Raw genomic sequence first — 15,312 nt, 5'->3', positions numbered from 1 at the left:
CGATCCTGTGTCAGGGGTACTTGGCGCGTGGGGCGCAGCCACCGGGCCATTCCGCGCGGAACTTGTTTTCGGTGAATGGCCGGGTATCGAATGGTACCAGCCCGACGGACATCAGTTCGAAGAGTCGGCCGCCAGCGGACTCGATCGAGCTGTCTTCGCGACCGAGTTGGTCGCCGCACGCGTTGTAGTATGCGTGCACGAGCTCGTGAAAGAGGGCGGCGTGCGGCGGACGGGGCAGACCGCCGGCCGAATCCTTGTGCGGATCATAATTGATGCGCGTGCCGCAGCCGTTGCCGGAGCGCAGCCACGTCTGCAATACGGTCGCCAGGACGTCCATCTGATCCACGTCCGGAATCGTCGTCCCAGCGAGCCACGAGTCGATGTTCGCGACGGCGAGCTGGATCGGGGTGGGCGGCACCGGCTTCGCCCCGCCCGGCAAGACCGGCGGCGCGACACGCCTCGGATTGCGGAACGGACTTGGTAAAACCGCTCCGGTCCACGTATGGATCGGGGTCTCGTAGAGCTGCCTGGCGAGCCACTGCTTGTCGTGCGGACAGGCCAGCAACGTCGCCGCCAGTTCGGCCGCGAATGCGACCTTGTCCCCTTGGTCGTGCGCCTTTCGCAGCTTCTTGTAACCGCCGAGTCCGCCTGCAGCCTGATTACTGTTCGGTCCGGCATACAGAATGGTTTGCGTTTTCCCGAGTCGTGCGAGTTCCGCAAACAGGGCCGCGCCGACCGTCGTGGATTCGATCTCCATGAGGTGCCGGTAGACGGTATCGGTATAGTTTCCGCCGCCCGGCAAGGTTTGCGCGGACGGGCGAATCTCGATCATCGTGTTCGGGTAGCGGACTGGCGCCGCGGCATGAAACACCGGAACGGGCTTGCTGATCTTCGGTGTGCGTGAGAACCATCCCATGATCGGCACTCGGTAGGAGTCGTAGGCGTTCACTCGGCGGCCTGGCGTCCGCTGCCCGAGTGTAGCGTCACCGCTGCCAACACGCCATCTCTTCCCGCTTCCGCCCAGAGCACTTGGCTACCATGACACCGTTTCCGCAGGGCTGGACCCACTATCTCGCTGGTGGCCTCACCATCGGTCTCGGGGTCAGCGTGCTGTTCGCGCTGACCGGCCTGATCGGCGGAATGAGCTCCGTGTATTCGTCGACGTGGTCATACGTCGTACGGCGGCCGTTCTTTCAGCAGCCCCGCTTGGTGAACAGCCGAGCGTGGCGTCTGGCGTACGCGGCGGGGCTGATCGTCGGCGCGTTCGTGTGGTGGCTGCTGCTCGGACACGGAGAGCGCGTGGCGGTGTCGATTCCGCCCTGGCAGCTCGCGATCGGCGGTGTGCTGGTAGGGTACGGCGCGCGGTTGTCACGCGGCTGTACGTCGGGGCATGGCATCTGCGGCCTGGCGTCGCTCAAGCTGCCGTCCTTGCTGGCGGTCCTGACGTTCATGGCGACGGCGTTCATCACGGCGAATGCCATGGCGCGCCTTGGTGGGAGCTGACACGATGCTCAAGTCTGCGCTCGGCGCCGGTGCCCTCTTCGGATTCGGCCTCGCGTTTTCCACGATGATTCAACCGCGCGTCGTGCTCAGCTTCCTCCGTTTTCAGGACATGGGACTGATGCTGGTGCTGGGCGGTGCGGTGGTGGTCACGTTCCTGGCCTATCGCTTCGTACCGCAGCTGTTGCGGCGGCCGCTGTTGGGCGGCACGTTCGGCGCGCACGAGTCGGTGATGGATCGATCGACGATCATCGGCGCGGCGATCTTCGGCATCGGATGGGGCATCACCGGCGTGTGTCCGGGACCGGCGATCGCGGGGCTTGGCGCCGGTAGCTGGGAATTGGGGTATGCGATCGGTGGTATTGCGCTCGGTGCGCTGGTGCAGGGATTCACGGCGCCGCGCGAATCGTGACGCGACCCGGAGCGTGAGAATGCGCGCAAGGACGGTGCTTGGTTTGCTTGTCGTGCTCTGCACCGCCTCGTGCATCCCACTGGGGGGCAGGACGGTGTACGCGTCGAAGCCGGTGATGGAGAAACAGGGAACGAACCTGCTCGTGGCCGGCGACCGTTCCACCTGCGTGGTGAGCGAAGCGGTATTCAATCGCGTGGCGCCAGGCGATCGGCATCGTTGCGTGTGGAATGAGAGTGATCCCAACAGCACACGGATCCGACCGGGAATGCCGCCGACGCCACGACGGCAGCCGGCGGCAGTCCCCATGCGCGACTAGATCGCCGTCAGGTATTTCAGCGAGCAGTACCCTTCTTCACCGTTCGCTGAGCGGACGAGCGCCCATTCGCCATTGTACTTGCTAAGCAACGTCACTTCGGAATGGTGCGCCGCTTTGCCGATGATCGGCTGATCGGTGCCTGGTCCTTTGCGGATGTTCAGGTTTGAGCTCTCCGTCGTGACCTTGAGCCGCGTGGACGGTGCGGCGGGTGACACGTCGAGGTTGAGCACGAGATCACCACTGCGAAAGTCGGGGTCGATCGTGTCGTAGATCCCCCACGCCGCGTCTTTCGCCTCGCCGGTCGGAACGACGCCATCGATGTAGAGCACGTTGTCCTGTGTCCGCACGGCGACGTTCGTCGCGCCACCGCTATTCACGGCGTTGATGAGCTCTGCGTACTTGGCTTCGAGGGTCATTTCTTCACCGTGGCCTTGTTGTCGATCTTCTTCGGGTTGAGCGCGGAGAGGGCCTGCATCGCCATAGGCAGATCAGATCGCTTGATCTCGCCGTTCAGCGTCACCACACCGTCGCTGACCGTCGCCGAGAGCGTCGGGAACGCGGCGAGGGCGGCGGCGACACTGGTCAGCAGCGCATCGTCGGGCGAAATCACAACCGGCGGCGGCGCGATGGTGGAGCTGTCGGCCACCGACTTGACGCCCTTCACCGCTGCCACCTTGGCGGTGGTCGATGTGCGTGTTGCTTCGTCGGCGAACTGGCCGGAAATCGTGGCGACGCCGTTGGTCACCGCGACCGACACGCCGGATACGCCGACGATCGCCGTATCCGCGGCGGCCTTGATGTCGGCATCTTTCGGCGCGCAGGCGGTGAGTGCCAAGGCGACAGAAAGCGTGACAGCGGAGATGAAGCCGCGTGTGCGCATGCGTGTGCGAATCATGGTTGACATGATATGCCGTACCTCTACTGAATTTGAAGAAAAGACGTGGTGCATAGCCTGCCCACTCAACGGAACACGCACCAATCTTGCCGAAACGCAAGCATGCCCGACTGTGCGCTACGGGAGCACCTCGCGCGCCGGACCCTGTTCGGCGATGGTGCCGTGCGACAGCACCACGACACGATCGGCGAAGCTACGCGCGAACTCGGCGTCATGCGTCACGATCAGCAAGCCGCGCGCTTGAGCGGCGAGCGCACGAACCGACTCGCCGAGCGCCGCGCGGCGGGCGGGATCGAGGGCGGACGTGGGCTCGTCCATCAGGAGCAACTGTGGATCGGGGGCGAGCGCTCGGGCGATCGCTACGCGTTGTGCTTCGCCGCCCGAGAGTTGCCGTGGATACGCGTGCGCGCGTGCGGACACGCCGAGCGATTCGAGCAAGCGCGTGGCCGTGTCCTTGGCCTCGGCGCGCGATTGTCCGAGCGCGTGGATCGGCGCCAGCATCACGTTCTCGATCGCCGTGAGATGCTCGAATAGCGCGTGGCTCTGGAAGACAACGCCCACGCGACGACGCAGCGCGCGGAGCCGCGACTCTGGCGGTAGGGCGCCGGGTTGGAGCGCGACGCTTCCAATCTCTACGGTGCCTGCGGAGAACGGCTGCAGCGCGGCGACGACTCGCAACACCGTGGTCTTCCCGGCACCCGACACGCCCATGACCGCGCACACTTCTCCGGCGGCGACGTCGAGGTCGAGTCCGCGCAGGATGGCCTGTTCGCCACGGGCGGCGTGCAGCGCGCGTACACGCAATGCGGCGTCGTGGCTCATGATGGCGTCATGACAGGGTCCACCGCTGCTCGAGTCGGCGGGCCATGCGCGACAACGGCAGCGACATGGACAGATACACGATGGCGCACAGCGCGCCGGGGATCGCCCAGCTGCCGGCGTTCGTCGCGTAAATGGCGGTTTGCTTGGTGAGTTCGACGACGGTGATGACCGAGACCAGCGATGAATCCTTGAGCAATGCGACGAAATCGTTGGTCATCGGGGCCAGCGCGAGTCGAAGCGCCTGTGGCCCGCGTACCAGACGCAGGATCTGCACCTCGGAGAGACCCAGTGTGCGCGCCGCTTCGAGCTGCAGGGTGGGGATGGCTTCGAGCGCGGCCCGGTAGATCTCGGATTCGTAGGCCGCGTAGTTGAGGCCGAGCCCGATCACGGCGGCGGCGAAGGCGGGGAGTCGAACGACGTCCGATAGTCCGTAGTACAACACAAACAGCTGCAGGAGTACCGGCGTGCCACGGATGATTTCCACGTATGCCGTGAGCAGGATGCGCAGCGGCCGTGATCCGTACACGCGACCGGCGGCGAGCCCGATGCCGATCACGATGGCGAGCGTCATCGCGAGCACCGAGAGCGCCAGGGTGATCATGGCGGCCCGCAGTAGCGCCGGGAGATAGGTCGCGATCGAGGTGGTGGTGCCACGTGTGGCGGCAGACGCGTCGCGGGCCGCCACGGAGTCCTGTAACACCCGCTGCTGAAACTCGGATTGGCTCGCATTCCACACATCCCACGACCGGAATACCCGCTCGAGTGCGCCGTCACGCATGCGAGCCCGCAGCGTCGCGTTCACCGAGTCGCGAAGCACACTGTCGCCGGCGGCCAGCACGGCGACGTAGTGTCCGCGGGCCAATGCCGCCGGCTGAATCACGAAGCCGCCGATCCGGCGCAGCGAGCGTTCGGCCAGCACGTGGTCGAGCAACACGGCATCGACGCGTCCGCTCACCAGATCCGTGTACGGATGCACGTCGTCATCGTACGACACCGGCAGCACGCCGTGCGCGATCTTGGCGGCGAGCACCATCTCCCATGCCATCGTGGAGCCAAGCGTGGCCACACGACGACCACCCAGGTCAGCGAGTGTGTGGAAGCGCGCACTGTCGGCCGCGCGCACGGCGAGTACTTCACGGAACTCGTAGTACGGCAGCGATACGGCAAAGCGTTCGTGCAGCGCAGGTCGATCTTCGAGACCGGACATGCCGATCGTGAAGTCGCCGCGGGCGACCGACTGCTCGATCGATGCCCAGGCGACCTGCACGAACTCTGGTTTGCGCCCGAGGCCCTGCGCGATCATCGCGGCGATCTCGACGTCAAAGCCGCGCACACGGGTGGGATCAGCCGCATCGGCCTCCACGAAGGGCGCGCCACCTTCCGCATCGCCGCCCCAGCGAAGTGGCGGTCTAGTCACCGGCCTGGCGTCCGGCGGACTGGTGCACGCCCAAGTCCCGACGAGCAGTGCGGCCAGCGACAGCAACCGCGTGGCGAATCGGATCATGGAGCCGAGCTGTGGGGAAAGTGTGCGCGCAAGCACAAAGTATCGCCTGCGACCGCCTGCGGTCGAGTAGCTTTCATTGTGACTCAGATTCCGATTACACGACCGGTGAGCCTTGATGTGCAGATCACCGTCCTCCATCCCGACAAGTCGCTCGCCACTGGCGTGCCGCTTCGCGTGATCCTTGGCACCGCCGCCGACTGGCAATCGCCGTCTGCTGGCGAGGAGCTGGTGACGGGAGACGACGGTACCGTTCAACTCACGCAGCCGGTCGTGCTGGCATCCCTGCGCCGTCAGGTGGCCACGAACTTCATTGCGCGTCTGACGGCCTCGCGCGAGACGACGCGACAGGTGCAGGTCGGCGTGGTCATGGAGTACGCGGGCCGCTCTTGGCTGTCGGCGATCACCGTAGACCGTCGCCTCAGCGGGGCCAGCCTGCGACTCGATCCAATGCGTGTGTACGGTCGTGCCTCCGACGGGCGTTATACCGATGACGTACCGTTGAACGACGGTTCGTGGCACAAGCGCCTCCCCAGCGGCAAGATGGCATCGCTGCCGGGTTTTGTGGTCACGCAGGCCACGCTCGATCCGGAGTCGCCGGCCGCCGACAATGCGGCGTGGCGGCTGCGGGTGACGATCCAGCAGTGGGAGCCGCATGTTGCGGCCACGCCGGTCGGCGCGCTACCATAGCGGCTTCGTCGCAGGCGGCGTTCAGCTGTTCTTAATCCGGTCCAATGTCCAACAATCGCTTCGTATCCGCTCCCGCCTTGGCCCTGTTCTCGGCATTGTTGATCAACACCGTCCGCGTCGATGCGCAGAGTGCGCCACCACGTTGGCACGGGGCGATCGAGATGACGATCGGCGGCGCCGAGGCCGACGACGCCACGTTCGGCCGGATTGGCGGCTTGGCCGTCGATGCCGCGGGGCGCGTGTTCGTCGCCGACGCTCAGGATCTGCAGATCCGCGTCTTCTCGCCAACGGGCGCATCGATCGCCCGCATCGGTCGCTCCGGTTCTGGCCCGCTGGAGTTCAAACGGCTCGGACCAATCGGCTTTGGCCCCGATCGTCTGCTCTGGGCGCGAGACGAGGGCAACGCGCGCATGCTCGGCATCGATGCGACGGCCACGCCGGCGGTTAGTACGAAGACCATGCCGCTCCAGTCGTTCACAGGCGGCAGTCGGCTGCCAATCACGTTCGAGTCTGATGGTTCGATGGTGGACGAGACGATCTGGTTCGACCAGGCAATGGCGAGCTTCCGTCCGATACGCGTGCGGCGCAGCGCCAACGGTGCGATCGCGGGCAGCGACACGCTCGCCGTTCCACCGGGCTCGTTCGCTGGTATGCACAAGGTCACGACGGTGCAGAAGGATGCGAAGGGCAATCAGATGGGTACGTCGCAACGGTATTACTGGCAGCCGTTCGGACCGCAATGGATTCGCGCGTACGGCCCGGGTGGCGTGCGTGCGGAGTCGGTGACCTCGCGCTATGAGGTGCACATCTACGATACGAGCGGCAAGCGCGTGCGGACCGTGGCGCGCACGATTCCCGCCGTGCCGCTGTCGGCGAAGGAACGCGCCAAGGCCGACAGCACGCTTGAGGAGGCGAAGCCGGATCTGCCGTTCGGTGTGCCAGCGACCAAAGCGCCGATCGTTGGACTGACCTACGCCAAAGACGGGCGACTGTGGGTGGAGCGCGCCGTGGCCGAAGGTCGCCCGCGTGAAGCCGATGTGTACGATGCCGCGGGCCGCTTGATTGCCATCGCGGAATGGCCACGCGCGATCGACACGTATAACGGGCACCCGTTCATCATCGGCAACACGGTGACTGCGGTCGCCACGGATGTCGATGGCATCGAGCGCGTAGTGCGCCTGCGCTTTCGCTGAGTCCGGGCGTTCACCGGATCGTTCGCTTGCCAAGCCTCTGGCGACGGACAATACTCCGTGTCTCGCCGGGCGCCACTCATGCGCGCTGGCCGATCTCCCCCGCTCGCCGAGCAGACCGTGGCCCTCAAGGAATATCCCGACCATCATGATGCGGAACTCGTCCTCAAGCTGTACGAGCTCCGTCGCGAAGATGTGATGCGCGAATCGCGCACTCAGTTGATCGCCAAGTTTCTTCCCACGAGCTTCGAGGACGTGATCGCCGTAACGAAGGGTGATCATCCGCTCAACGCGGCGTTTCGTCAGTGCACGTCGTACTGGGAGATGACGTACGCGATGGCGCGTCACGGCGTCATGCACGCCGACTTCATGATGGAGAGCAACGGCGAAGGGCTGTTGATTTTCTCGCGCATCGAGCCGTGGCTCGCCGAGTATCGGGCGGCGATGAACCCGATCGCGTTCCGCAACGCTGAGTGGGTGGCCAAGGAAACGGAAATGGGTCGCTTGATTTCCGAGCGATTCCGCAAGCGGATGCAGGCGCACCTCGACGCGGCGAAGGCGGCGAAGGCGTAATGCGGTTGGCCGTTGCGCTCCTCGGGCTCCTACTGCTGGCTGGCGGCTGCAGCGATCCCACCGGTCCCGAGGAAGCGCGGCTGACGGCCGCGCAGCGACGGTGGGAAAGCACGCGCCCGACATCGAACAGCTATACGATGCAGCAGCGCGTGCTGTGCTTCTGCGTCACCGGCTCGACCACGTTTCAGGTCACGGTTACGGCGGGATCGGTCACGCGCGCCGTGAACGTGACCACGGGAGAATCGCTGTCGGTGACCTTGCTGACGATCTTTCGCACCGTTGATCAGCTGTTCGCGCAGGCGCGCCAGGGGCTCACGCGCGCAGGCGTGGTTCAGTCGATGGCATTCGATGCCGCCTTGGGTTATCCCACCACGTTGAGTCTCGATCCCGTCCGCGACGCGATCGACGATGAGGTCACGTACATCACCTCGAGTGTAACGCCGATCTCGCCGTGACATCGCGGGCGATGGTGCTGGCCGGCGTACCGCTGCTGATCGCGGCGCCGGTGCTGTCGTCAGACCAGACGCGTCCCGCGGTGCTCTGGATGCACGGTTTCCGTGCCGATGCTTTGGCTCACGCGGCGGAACTCGAACGCTGCGCGGCTCTCGGCTTTGTCGCCGTCGGCGTCGATGCGGTCGATCATGGGGCCCGCTCAAGTGCCGCGCTGACCGAACGGCTTCAGCACTCGGCGGATGGCGCGCTGCCGGTGATGCTTGACGTGATGGAAGCAACGGTGCGCGAACTGCCTACGTTGATCGACGCGTTGGTGGCCGAGTGCGGCGTCGACCGAGAGCGGGTCTCACTGGTGGGGATCTCGATGGGCGCGTTCCTCGCCTATCGCGCGGTATCAGCTGGCGTGCCGCTGCGTGCGGTGGTCGCGCTGCTCGGCTCTCCGGAATGGACCCGCGACACCAGCGCGCATCACGTGCTGTCCGCCTTCCGCGACGTCGCGCTGCTCAGCATCACCGCCGAACACGACGCGAGTGTGCCACCGCACGCGGTGTTTCGCCTGCACGACGCGATTGCTGCGGATTCGGCGCACGTCGCCCCGCAGCGTCATCACACGATGCGAGGCGCCGGGCATTTGACCACCGCCGCGCAGTGGGCCGAAGCAATGCACGAAACGATGGCGTGGCTGGAGCGACACGGCGGGTGAGGCAGCCGGCGGTTTGGATGATACTGACGTTCGAACAATCAACAACTTCACCACGAATTCGCACGAATGTCCGCGGATGAACCCGAGTGGCCTCGTGTTGTTGTTTATTCGCGGTCATTCGTGCAGACCCGCGGTAGGCAGTTCTCTTTTGGGAAAGACGAACAGCCTTACCACGAGATGGCGCGCGTATCACGGCGCGGAATGGCGCATCACGCCAGAAAACGCCGGGCCAGCTGTTCGAGACGGTCGTCGCCCTGCTGCTCGGCTTCCACACGCAGCTCTTCGACGAACGGCTTGAGCAGCGGTTCACCCCAGTAGTAGCCGGTGGCGCGTTCGGCCAACTGCGTTTCGTTCACTCGCGCGGCTTCCAGCAGCGCCCGCGCACAGGCTCGATCGTAGCCCGCGTCGGTGCGCTCCGGCAGGTGGTAATTGCGGCGGGGCATTTCGCCCTCCGCATCATCTCTCAGAAACGCCCGCGACATACCCGCCTCGTCCGATCATCGTGGTTCGGCACGGGCGCGTCCCGTGCGTTCCTCAAAGATAGCGGGTTCTGGGGGATATGCCCTGGATGCCGAGTCTATCGCCTGGCGCGGAGGTCGGTGACCATGATCAGGTGATCAGCGGTCCCGGCCGACGTCTCGCGCGCGATGCCGAGTGAGGCGGCGAATGCGGACGTGAGATCGACACTCGAGAACGCAAAGCCACCCGTGCGTTCGAACGCCGCGTCGGAGTACAGGGTGAGATCGAGACGGCCAGGAAGGAACTGACCGACCTTCGGGTCTGTCCACGACACCAGCGTGCGCTCGCCGAGTCGCCAGGAATCACTGAGCGTCAGGTCGGACCCGTCGACATCGAGGCCCTGCTGGAGGGTGTAAATCGACTCGTAGGAGCCGATCGCATTGAAGTCGCCGGCAATCACCAACGCGCTGCGTGTTGCACCTCGTGTTGCACCTAGTATTGCACCTTGTGTTGCACCCGACGCCAACTCGCGCTGCACGTGCGCGCGGATCGCTCGGCTTTGCAGTACACGCAACTGATCCTGCGGATTGCCGAAGAAGCCGCCGCTTTGGAGGTCGAGTGGCACGAACAGCGTCTCGATGCCGCCTACCGTGATCCATGCACCCGTACTCGACAGCTGGGCCTTCGCTTCGGTGTCGAACAGATGCTGCGCGGCGCTCGGTGCAGTGGCGCGCACGCTGTCGAGCACGCCGGATGGATACTCCACGCGCACCATCGATGCCGCCTGACGGATGTCGCGATCGCGCGTGGCAACCACGGTGTGCTGTCGACCGCCCGTGCGCGAGTACACGAAGCGCCAGTGGCCCAGTGCGGCCAGTTCAGGGCGCGCGAAGAAGTCCGCCAAGGTGGAGTCGGACGTCTCGGCGTACGCTTCGTCCAGCAAAATGATATCGGGTGCCACCGCCGCTAACAGCTTGGCGTGATTGGTCGGCGAGCGGAACGAACCCTCCGACACATTCCACTGCACCACGCGCACCGAGCCCGCGGCTTTCGTCGGGATCGCCGACACGAGGTTTGCCCGCGGTCGGGTGTCGAGCGGCGTGGCGAATACATACCGCGCGGCGGGAAGCGCTGAGACGGCACCACTCGTCGCTTCGAACACCAGGCGGACACGCACCGCGCGCCCTAACCGACCAAATCCATCGAACGCGCCGCCGCGGGCGATCCGAAGCTCGAAGCGAGTGGCGCTCCACGTGGGCAGCGCGACCACATCGAGCTCGTACGCGCTACGGTATGCGTCGAGTGCAGCGGCGCCAACTGTACGCAGCGCGGCGCCGGCGCCGATCCCATTGCCCTGCGGCTTGTCGGTACGTGACATGTCGAGCGACAGCTCGACGCCGGTGAGACCGCCCGCGGCATCGAACACGCTTCCGCCGGTCTGTGTGTTATCGTCGGCGTCGATGAGCACATGCAGCGTACCCGGCATGGCGGAGTTGCTCACCGTGTCGCGCACGGAGAACGACAGGTACAACCACTTGGCGTCGTCGGTCGCCCACGCCGCGTGCAGTGGTCCGTCCGGTTGCGCGGCTTGCGACAGCATTGGAACACCGGCCCAGTCGTCAACGCGCCCGTCCAGTTCGATCGGGACTTGCGCGGCGGCGGGGCCAGGGATGGCGCCCGTGCGCGTCCCGCCTCCTGCGCCACAGGCGGCAAGGGCGGCCATCGCACCGACCCCAACGAGGCGGTGGCCAAAGCGCGAACCGAGAGTTGAAAGCGTGAGGCGCATGGCAAGGAAATTATCCCCTGCTCGCAATGGCCGTGCTGCCCGCCCGTACCCAGATTCACCGCATGGCGCGTCCGAGACAGTCCCCACCACCGATCAAGTCGTTCCGCGAACGGCTCGGCGCGCTCCGGCATGTCGGGCCGCTGTTCCTGCTGGTGTGGGGCACCAGCGCGCCGCTCACCATCGCGACCATCAGCATCCGGCTCGTTCGCTCGCTGCTGCCGGTGAGCACGCTGTACGTGGGCAAGCTGATCATCGACGAGGTGATTCGTACGGCGGCGCTGCCGGGGCATCCCGACACGTGGAGTGCCTGGGTGGCCAGCGGTCTGCTGGATCGCACGATGCAACTCATCCTGCTCGAGTTCGCGCTGGCGATCGGTGCGGATATGCTCTCGCGCAGCGGTTCGCTGGTGGATCGCATTCTCGGCATCAAATTCTCGATCAGCACCACGATCCGCCTCATGGAGCACTCGGCCACGCTGGATCTCGAACAGTTCGAGGACAGCGAGGTACAGGACCGCCTGGAACGCGCGCGCACGCAGACGTTTCAGGGGCTGGGGGTGATGGGGCAGGTGTTCGGTCAGGTACAGACGCTGATCACCATCATCAGCTTCGCGGCCGGGCTCGTGGTCTATGCGCCGTGGCTGATCGTGCTGTTGCTGGTCGCGTTGGTGCCGGCGTTCGTGGGGGAAGCGCACTTCAATGCGCTGGAGTACGCGCTGCAATGGTCGCGCACACAGCAGCGTCGGCTGCTGGAGTATCTACGGCAAACGGGTGCGAGCGTGGAAACGGCCAAGGAGGTGAAAATCTTCGGCCTCAATCGTTTTCTGATCGAGCGCTTCCGTGAGATCTCGCTCGATACGTACCGGGCCAATCGCGCGCTGGCGATCAAGCGCGAAAGTACGATGGGACTGCTCACCGCGATCGGTACCGCTGGCTACTACACGGCCTACGGGTACATCGCATGGCGTACGCTCACCGGGCAGTTCAGCATCGGCGATCTCACGTTCCTAGCCGGGTCGTTCCGTCGGCTCGGTGATTTGCTGGCGAGCTTGCTGGTGGGATTCTCGAGCACCGCGAGCCAAGCGCTGTATCTCGATGACCTATTCTCGTTCTTCACGATCACGTCGCGCATTCACTCGCCGGAGAATCCACGCGATGTGCCGAAACCGATCGCCATCGGCTTCGAGTTTCAGGACGTGGGTTTTCAGTATCCCGGTACCGAGCGATGGGCCGTTCGGCATTTGTCGTTCACGCTGCACGCCGGGGAAACCTTAGCGTTGGTGGGCGAGAACGGTGCGGGCAAGACCACGATCGTGAAGCTGTTGGCGCGCCTGTACGAGCCCACCGAAGGACGCATTCTGTTGGACGGACACGATCTGCGTGAGTACGACCTCGATGCGCTGCGCGCGAACGTGGGCGTGATCTTTCAGGACTTCGTGCGCTACAGTCTCACCGCCGGTGAGAACATCGCCGTGGGGCGCATTGATGAACGTGAGGACAAAGCGCGCATCGTGCAGTCGGCCGACCAGAGCCTGGCGGCGGAGATGATCGCGCGGTTGCCGGCTACGTACGATCAGCCCATCGGCAAACGCTTCTCTACGGGCGTGGAGTTGTCAGGCGGGGAATGGCAAAAGCTGGCCATCGCCCGCGCGTACATGCGCGACGCGCAGCTGTTGGTGCTCGACGAACCCACGGCGGCGCTCGATGCGCGCGCGGAGTTCGAGGTGTTTCAGCGCTTCAAGGCATTGAGCGCGGGGCGTACGAGCATGCTGATTTCGCATCGTTTCTCAAGTGTGCGCATGGCCGATCGCATTCTCGTGCTCAACGAAGGCACGGTGGACTCGATGGGCACGCACGAGGAGCTGCTGTCGCGGAAGGGGCGGTACGCGGAGTTGTTCGAGCTGCAGGCGCAGGGGTACCGGTAGGGGCGCGGTCATTGCTCGGTCAGCGCGCGCCGGATCGCCGGCTCCAGCGTCAGCGGACCGATCGGCCCCATCACGTGATGTCGTACCCGGCCGTCGCGGCCGATGAGGATCGAGGTGGGATAGCCGCGCACACCACCCAGCTCGGCGATCGCATCGGCGCCGACGATGGCGATGGGATAGCTGATGCCGCGCTCGGTGATGAAGTCGCGCACGGATTGCGGATCGCCTTGGTCAACCGAGGCACCGAGGACGACGAGGCCGGCCGCCTTGTGCCGGTTCCACGTGGCCTCGAGCAGTGGCATTTCTACGCGGCAGGGTGTGCACCAGGTGGCCCACACGTTCACGAGCACCACTCGTCCTCGGAGTGACTGCGATGTGATCGTCGAGTCGGCCAGCGTGCGGACGGCGAAGGTGGGCGTGCTGCGATCGCGTGCGGTGACGTTCACGAGCGCACCGACATGCGGCAGTAGGCGCGGCAGGGCCCAGATACCGAGGACCAGCATGAGCCACGTGGTCCAGTGGAATCTGCCGAGCAGCCGCTTGAGCCGGGGCGGATAGGAGTAGCGAAACGCCATGGTGGGAACTTAGCGCGACGGTTCGCTGACGGCCGTTCATGGGGACAGAGTCGTTGATAGCCACGTTTCAACGACTCTGACCCCTTGAACTGGACCAGTTCGGATACGACGCGCTCGATCGCGTGCGGACCGCCGTCAATCGCGATGCGCGTGTCGTGCGCAGCTACTTCCCCGGTGGCGATCTCGACACTGATAGCCTGTACATTCGGGGAGCATCCGGCGTGCTGCTGGGGTACGGGCTGCAGCTCAAATACGACGCAAACGGCCGACGCGTACTGCTTCTCTTGCCCGAACAGCTGACGGCGCCCGGCAGTCGCCATCAGTACGAGTATGTGTCTGAGACGGGCCGCCTTCGTTCCGTGATCGACGAGTTCGGGGTCTATTACAGCCGTCTGTACAATCTCAGAGACGAGGTCGTCCAGCTACAGCACGCGACTGGTGTGCAGCCGTGGATTCGGCGCTTGGCGTACGATGCGAGCGGGTATCTGGCGGCCGACACGCTCAATCAGTTCGGTGGGCTCTTCTTCCGGCAGGCACGATTCAGCACCGATGCGCGCGGGAAGCGCCTCTCCACGACCGATGCGCTCGGGTTCCAGGAGCAGCAGCAGTTCGAATACTCGGGCCTGGGGCACCTGCGCTCGAGCCGGATGCGACAACTGAGTGGCCTGGTGGAGACCGTCACGCGCGAACGGTACCAAATGGACGCAATGGCCAACCCGGACACCAGCAACACCATCGACTCGGTGCGGATCAACGGCCAGTTCAACCAACTTACGCAACGCCCCCGCCGCTATCGGTATCGCGCCGGCGTGGGGCGCCTCGACTCCCTCACGGCGGTCGGTGCGAACCGTCGCTACCGGTACGACGCGTCGGGCAATGTGCAATTCGATCAGCACCCGGACACCCGCCAGCACGACGATCGCATGGCGTACTACGGCGCCGATGAGCGACTGCGGGCGGTGGATGCGCGCACGTATCTCGAGCTCGATCCGGGGACGTTGGTGTTCGAGGAGTACGGCTACGACGCGTTCGGGCGGCGGGTGTGGGTGCGGACCGACCGGCGCTGCGATGTGGGGCTGTTCTTCTCCACGGCCGTGGCGTGCGATGTGAGCACGTGGCGGCGCACGGTGTGGGACGGGGACCGGGAGCTGGCCGAGATCCAGGTGCCGATCCGCTACGCGGGGCAGTCGACGTCGGTGCCGGACAGCGTGCAGAACGACGATCGGTTCGTGCCGGCACTCCCGCTGCTCAATGGCGAAGATCCGAATCCGTTCTTCGGGCGCGTGGTGTACGTGCCGGGGCTGGCGCTCGACCAACCGGCGGGGCTGACGCGCTACGGCTACGTGGGCCGCCGCACGGGGACGCTGGTGCCGCATGCGGCGCGGAGCCTGGCGCTGCACTGGAATGGGCTGGGGGCGCTGAGCCGGGTGTCGTGCGGGGATGGCGCGCTGGTGTGCGTGGCGCTGAGCGGCGGGCCCACGCCCACGCCGGATACGATGGTGGTGTCGGTGC

General features: G+C 65.4%; 17 protein-coding genes and 1 pseudogene. 10 read left to right on the top strand and 8 right to left on the bottom strand.

Going from position 1 to position 15,312, the window contains the following annotated elements:
• Positions 1 to 10: 10 nt before the first annotated feature.
• On the bottom strand, positions 11 to 916 hold the full coding sequence (locus RMP10_RS03790) for a M91 family zinc metallopeptidase (protein ID WP_310569100.1): 906 nt from the start codon (positions 914 to 916) through the stop codon (positions 11 to 13).
• Between the two features lie 122 nt (positions 917 to 1,038).
• On the opposite strand from RMP10_RS03790, the gene RMP10_RS03785 reads away from it, so the two are divergent.
• From RMP10_RS03785 to RMP10_RS03775, 3 genes are read left to right on the top strand one after another with little or no spacing between them, the layout of a single operon-like run.
• The gene (locus RMP10_RS03785) at positions 1,039 to 1,503 is read left to right on the top strand and encodes a YeeE/YedE thiosulfate transporter family protein (protein WP_310569099.1); all 465 of its coding nucleotides are present in this window, start codon (positions 1,039 to 1,041) and stop codon (positions 1,501 to 1,503) included.
• A gap of 4 nt (positions 1,504 to 1,507) precedes the next feature.
• Complete coding sequence (locus tag RMP10_RS03780) at positions 1,508 to 1,912, top strand: DUF6691 family protein (protein WP_310569098.1); 405 nt, start codon at positions 1,508 to 1,510, stop codon at positions 1,910 to 1,912.
• A 19-nt stretch (positions 1,913 to 1,931) separates the two neighbouring features.
• Positions 1,932 to 2,228: a hypothetical protein gene (locus RMP10_RS03775; protein ID WP_309672885.1), complete on the top strand. Its 297-nt coding sequence runs from the start codon at positions 1,932 to 1,934 to the stop codon at positions 2,226 to 2,228.
• Here RMP10_RS03775 and RMP10_RS03770 read toward each other — a convergent pair.
• The 4 genes from RMP10_RS03770 to RMP10_RS03755 form a co-directional block, all read right to left on the bottom strand.
• Positions 2,225 to 2,644: an SH3 domain-containing protein gene (locus RMP10_RS03770; RefSeq protein WP_309672886.1), complete on the bottom strand. Its 420-nt coding sequence runs from the start codon at positions 2,642 to 2,644 to the stop codon at positions 2,225 to 2,227. The two genes, RMP10_RS03775 and RMP10_RS03770, sit on opposite strands and share 4 nt — an antisense overlap.
• Entirely contained in the window at positions 2,641 to 3,123 is a 483-nt protein-coding gene (locus RMP10_RS03765; protein WP_309672887.1) for a BON domain-containing protein, read from the bottom strand. Before RMP10_RS03765 ends, RMP10_RS03770 begins: the two co-directional genes overlap by 4 nt.
• Before the next feature lie 117 nt (positions 3,124 to 3,240).
• Complete coding sequence (locus RMP10_RS03760) at positions 3,241 to 3,945, bottom strand: ATP-binding cassette domain-containing protein (RefSeq protein ID WP_310569097.1); 705 nt, start codon at positions 3,943 to 3,945, stop codon at positions 3,241 to 3,243.
• A gap of 7 nt (positions 3,946 to 3,952) precedes the next feature.
• On the bottom strand, positions 3,953 to 5,449 hold the full coding sequence (locus RMP10_RS03755; protein WP_310569096.1) for an ABC transporter substrate-binding protein/permease: 1,497 nt from the start codon (positions 5,447 to 5,449) through the stop codon (positions 3,953 to 3,955).
• Positions 5,450 to 5,527: 78 nt separating this feature from the next.
• Here RMP10_RS03755 and RMP10_RS03750 point away from each other — a divergent pair, with 78 nt between their 5' ends.
• The 5 genes from RMP10_RS03750 (at position 5,528) to RMP10_RS03730 (ending at position 9,055) form a co-directional block, all read left to right on the top strand.
• Complete coding sequence (locus RMP10_RS03750) at positions 5,528 to 6,136, top strand: hypothetical protein (protein WP_310569095.1); 609 nt, start codon at positions 5,528 to 5,530, stop codon at positions 6,134 to 6,136.
• Positions 6,137 to 6,180: 44 nt separating this feature from the next.
• Complete coding sequence (locus tag RMP10_RS03745) at positions 6,181 to 7,329, top strand: hypothetical protein (protein ID WP_310569094.1); 1,149 nt, start codon at positions 6,181 to 6,183, stop codon at positions 7,327 to 7,329.
• 78 nt (positions 7,330 to 7,407) lie between these two features.
• Positions 7,408 to 7,899 carry a hypothetical protein gene (locus RMP10_RS03740; RefSeq protein WP_310569093.1) on the top strand — a complete coding sequence of 164 codons (492 nt, stop codon included), beginning with the start codon at positions 7,408 to 7,410 and terminating at the stop codon, positions 7,897 to 7,899.
• Positions 7,899 to 8,354, top strand: coding sequence for a DUF6174 domain-containing protein (locus RMP10_RS03735; RefSeq protein ID WP_310569092.1), 456 nt, complete (start codon positions 7,899 to 7,901; stop codon positions 8,352 to 8,354). The genes RMP10_RS03740 and RMP10_RS03735 overlap by 1 nt, the downstream gene beginning before the upstream one ends.
• Positions 8,351 to 9,055: a dienelactone hydrolase family protein gene (locus tag RMP10_RS03730; protein ID WP_310569091.1), complete on the top strand. Its 705-nt coding sequence runs from the start codon at positions 8,351 to 8,353 to the stop codon at positions 9,053 to 9,055. The genes RMP10_RS03735 and RMP10_RS03730 overlap by 4 nt, the downstream gene beginning before the upstream one ends.
• A gap of 209 nt (positions 9,056 to 9,264) precedes the next feature.
• On the opposite strand, the gene RMP10_RS03725 is transcribed toward RMP10_RS03730, so the two are convergent.
• Together RMP10_RS03725 and RMP10_RS03720 are read right to left on the bottom strand one after the other, a co-directional pair.
• Positions 9,265 to 9,498: a hypothetical protein gene (locus RMP10_RS03725; protein WP_309670144.1), complete on the bottom strand. Its 234-nt coding sequence runs from the start codon at positions 9,496 to 9,498 to the stop codon at positions 9,265 to 9,267.
• Between the two features lie 134 nt (positions 9,499 to 9,632).
• A complete protein-coding gene (locus RMP10_RS03720; RefSeq protein ID WP_310569090.1) occupies positions 9,633 to 11,300 on the bottom strand; it encodes an endonuclease/exonuclease/phosphatase family protein in 1,668 nt (555 codons plus the stop codon).
• Positions 11,301 to 11,362: 62 nt separating this feature from the next.
• Between RMP10_RS03720 and RMP10_RS03715 the strand changes: the two genes are divergently transcribed.
• On the top strand, positions 11,363 to 13,225 hold the full coding sequence (locus RMP10_RS03715) for an ABC transporter ATP-binding protein (RefSeq protein WP_310569089.1): 1,863 nt from the start codon (positions 11,363 to 11,365) through the stop codon (positions 13,223 to 13,225).
• A gap of 8 nt (positions 13,226 to 13,233) precedes the next feature.
• On the opposite strand, the gene RMP10_RS03710 is transcribed toward RMP10_RS03715, so the two are convergent.
• On the bottom strand, positions 13,234 to 13,800 hold the full coding sequence (locus RMP10_RS03710) for a TlpA disulfide reductase family protein (protein WP_310569088.1): 567 nt from the start codon (positions 13,798 to 13,800) through the stop codon (positions 13,234 to 13,236).
• A 122-nt stretch (positions 13,801 to 13,922) separates the two neighbouring features.
• Here RMP10_RS03710 and RMP10_RS03705 point away from each other — a divergent pair.
• A pseudogene (locus tag RMP10_RS03705) lies at positions 13,923 to 15,312 on the top strand (hypothetical protein); the annotation flags it as partial.

The organism is Gemmatimonas sp. (assembly GCF_031426495.1).
Classification (GTDB): Bacteria; Gemmatimonadota; Gemmatimonadetes; order Gemmatimonadales; family Gemmatimonadaceae; genus Gemmatimonas.
Note: the sequence above shows the minus strand (reverse complement) of the source record. Positions and strands in the feature narration are given on the sequence as shown.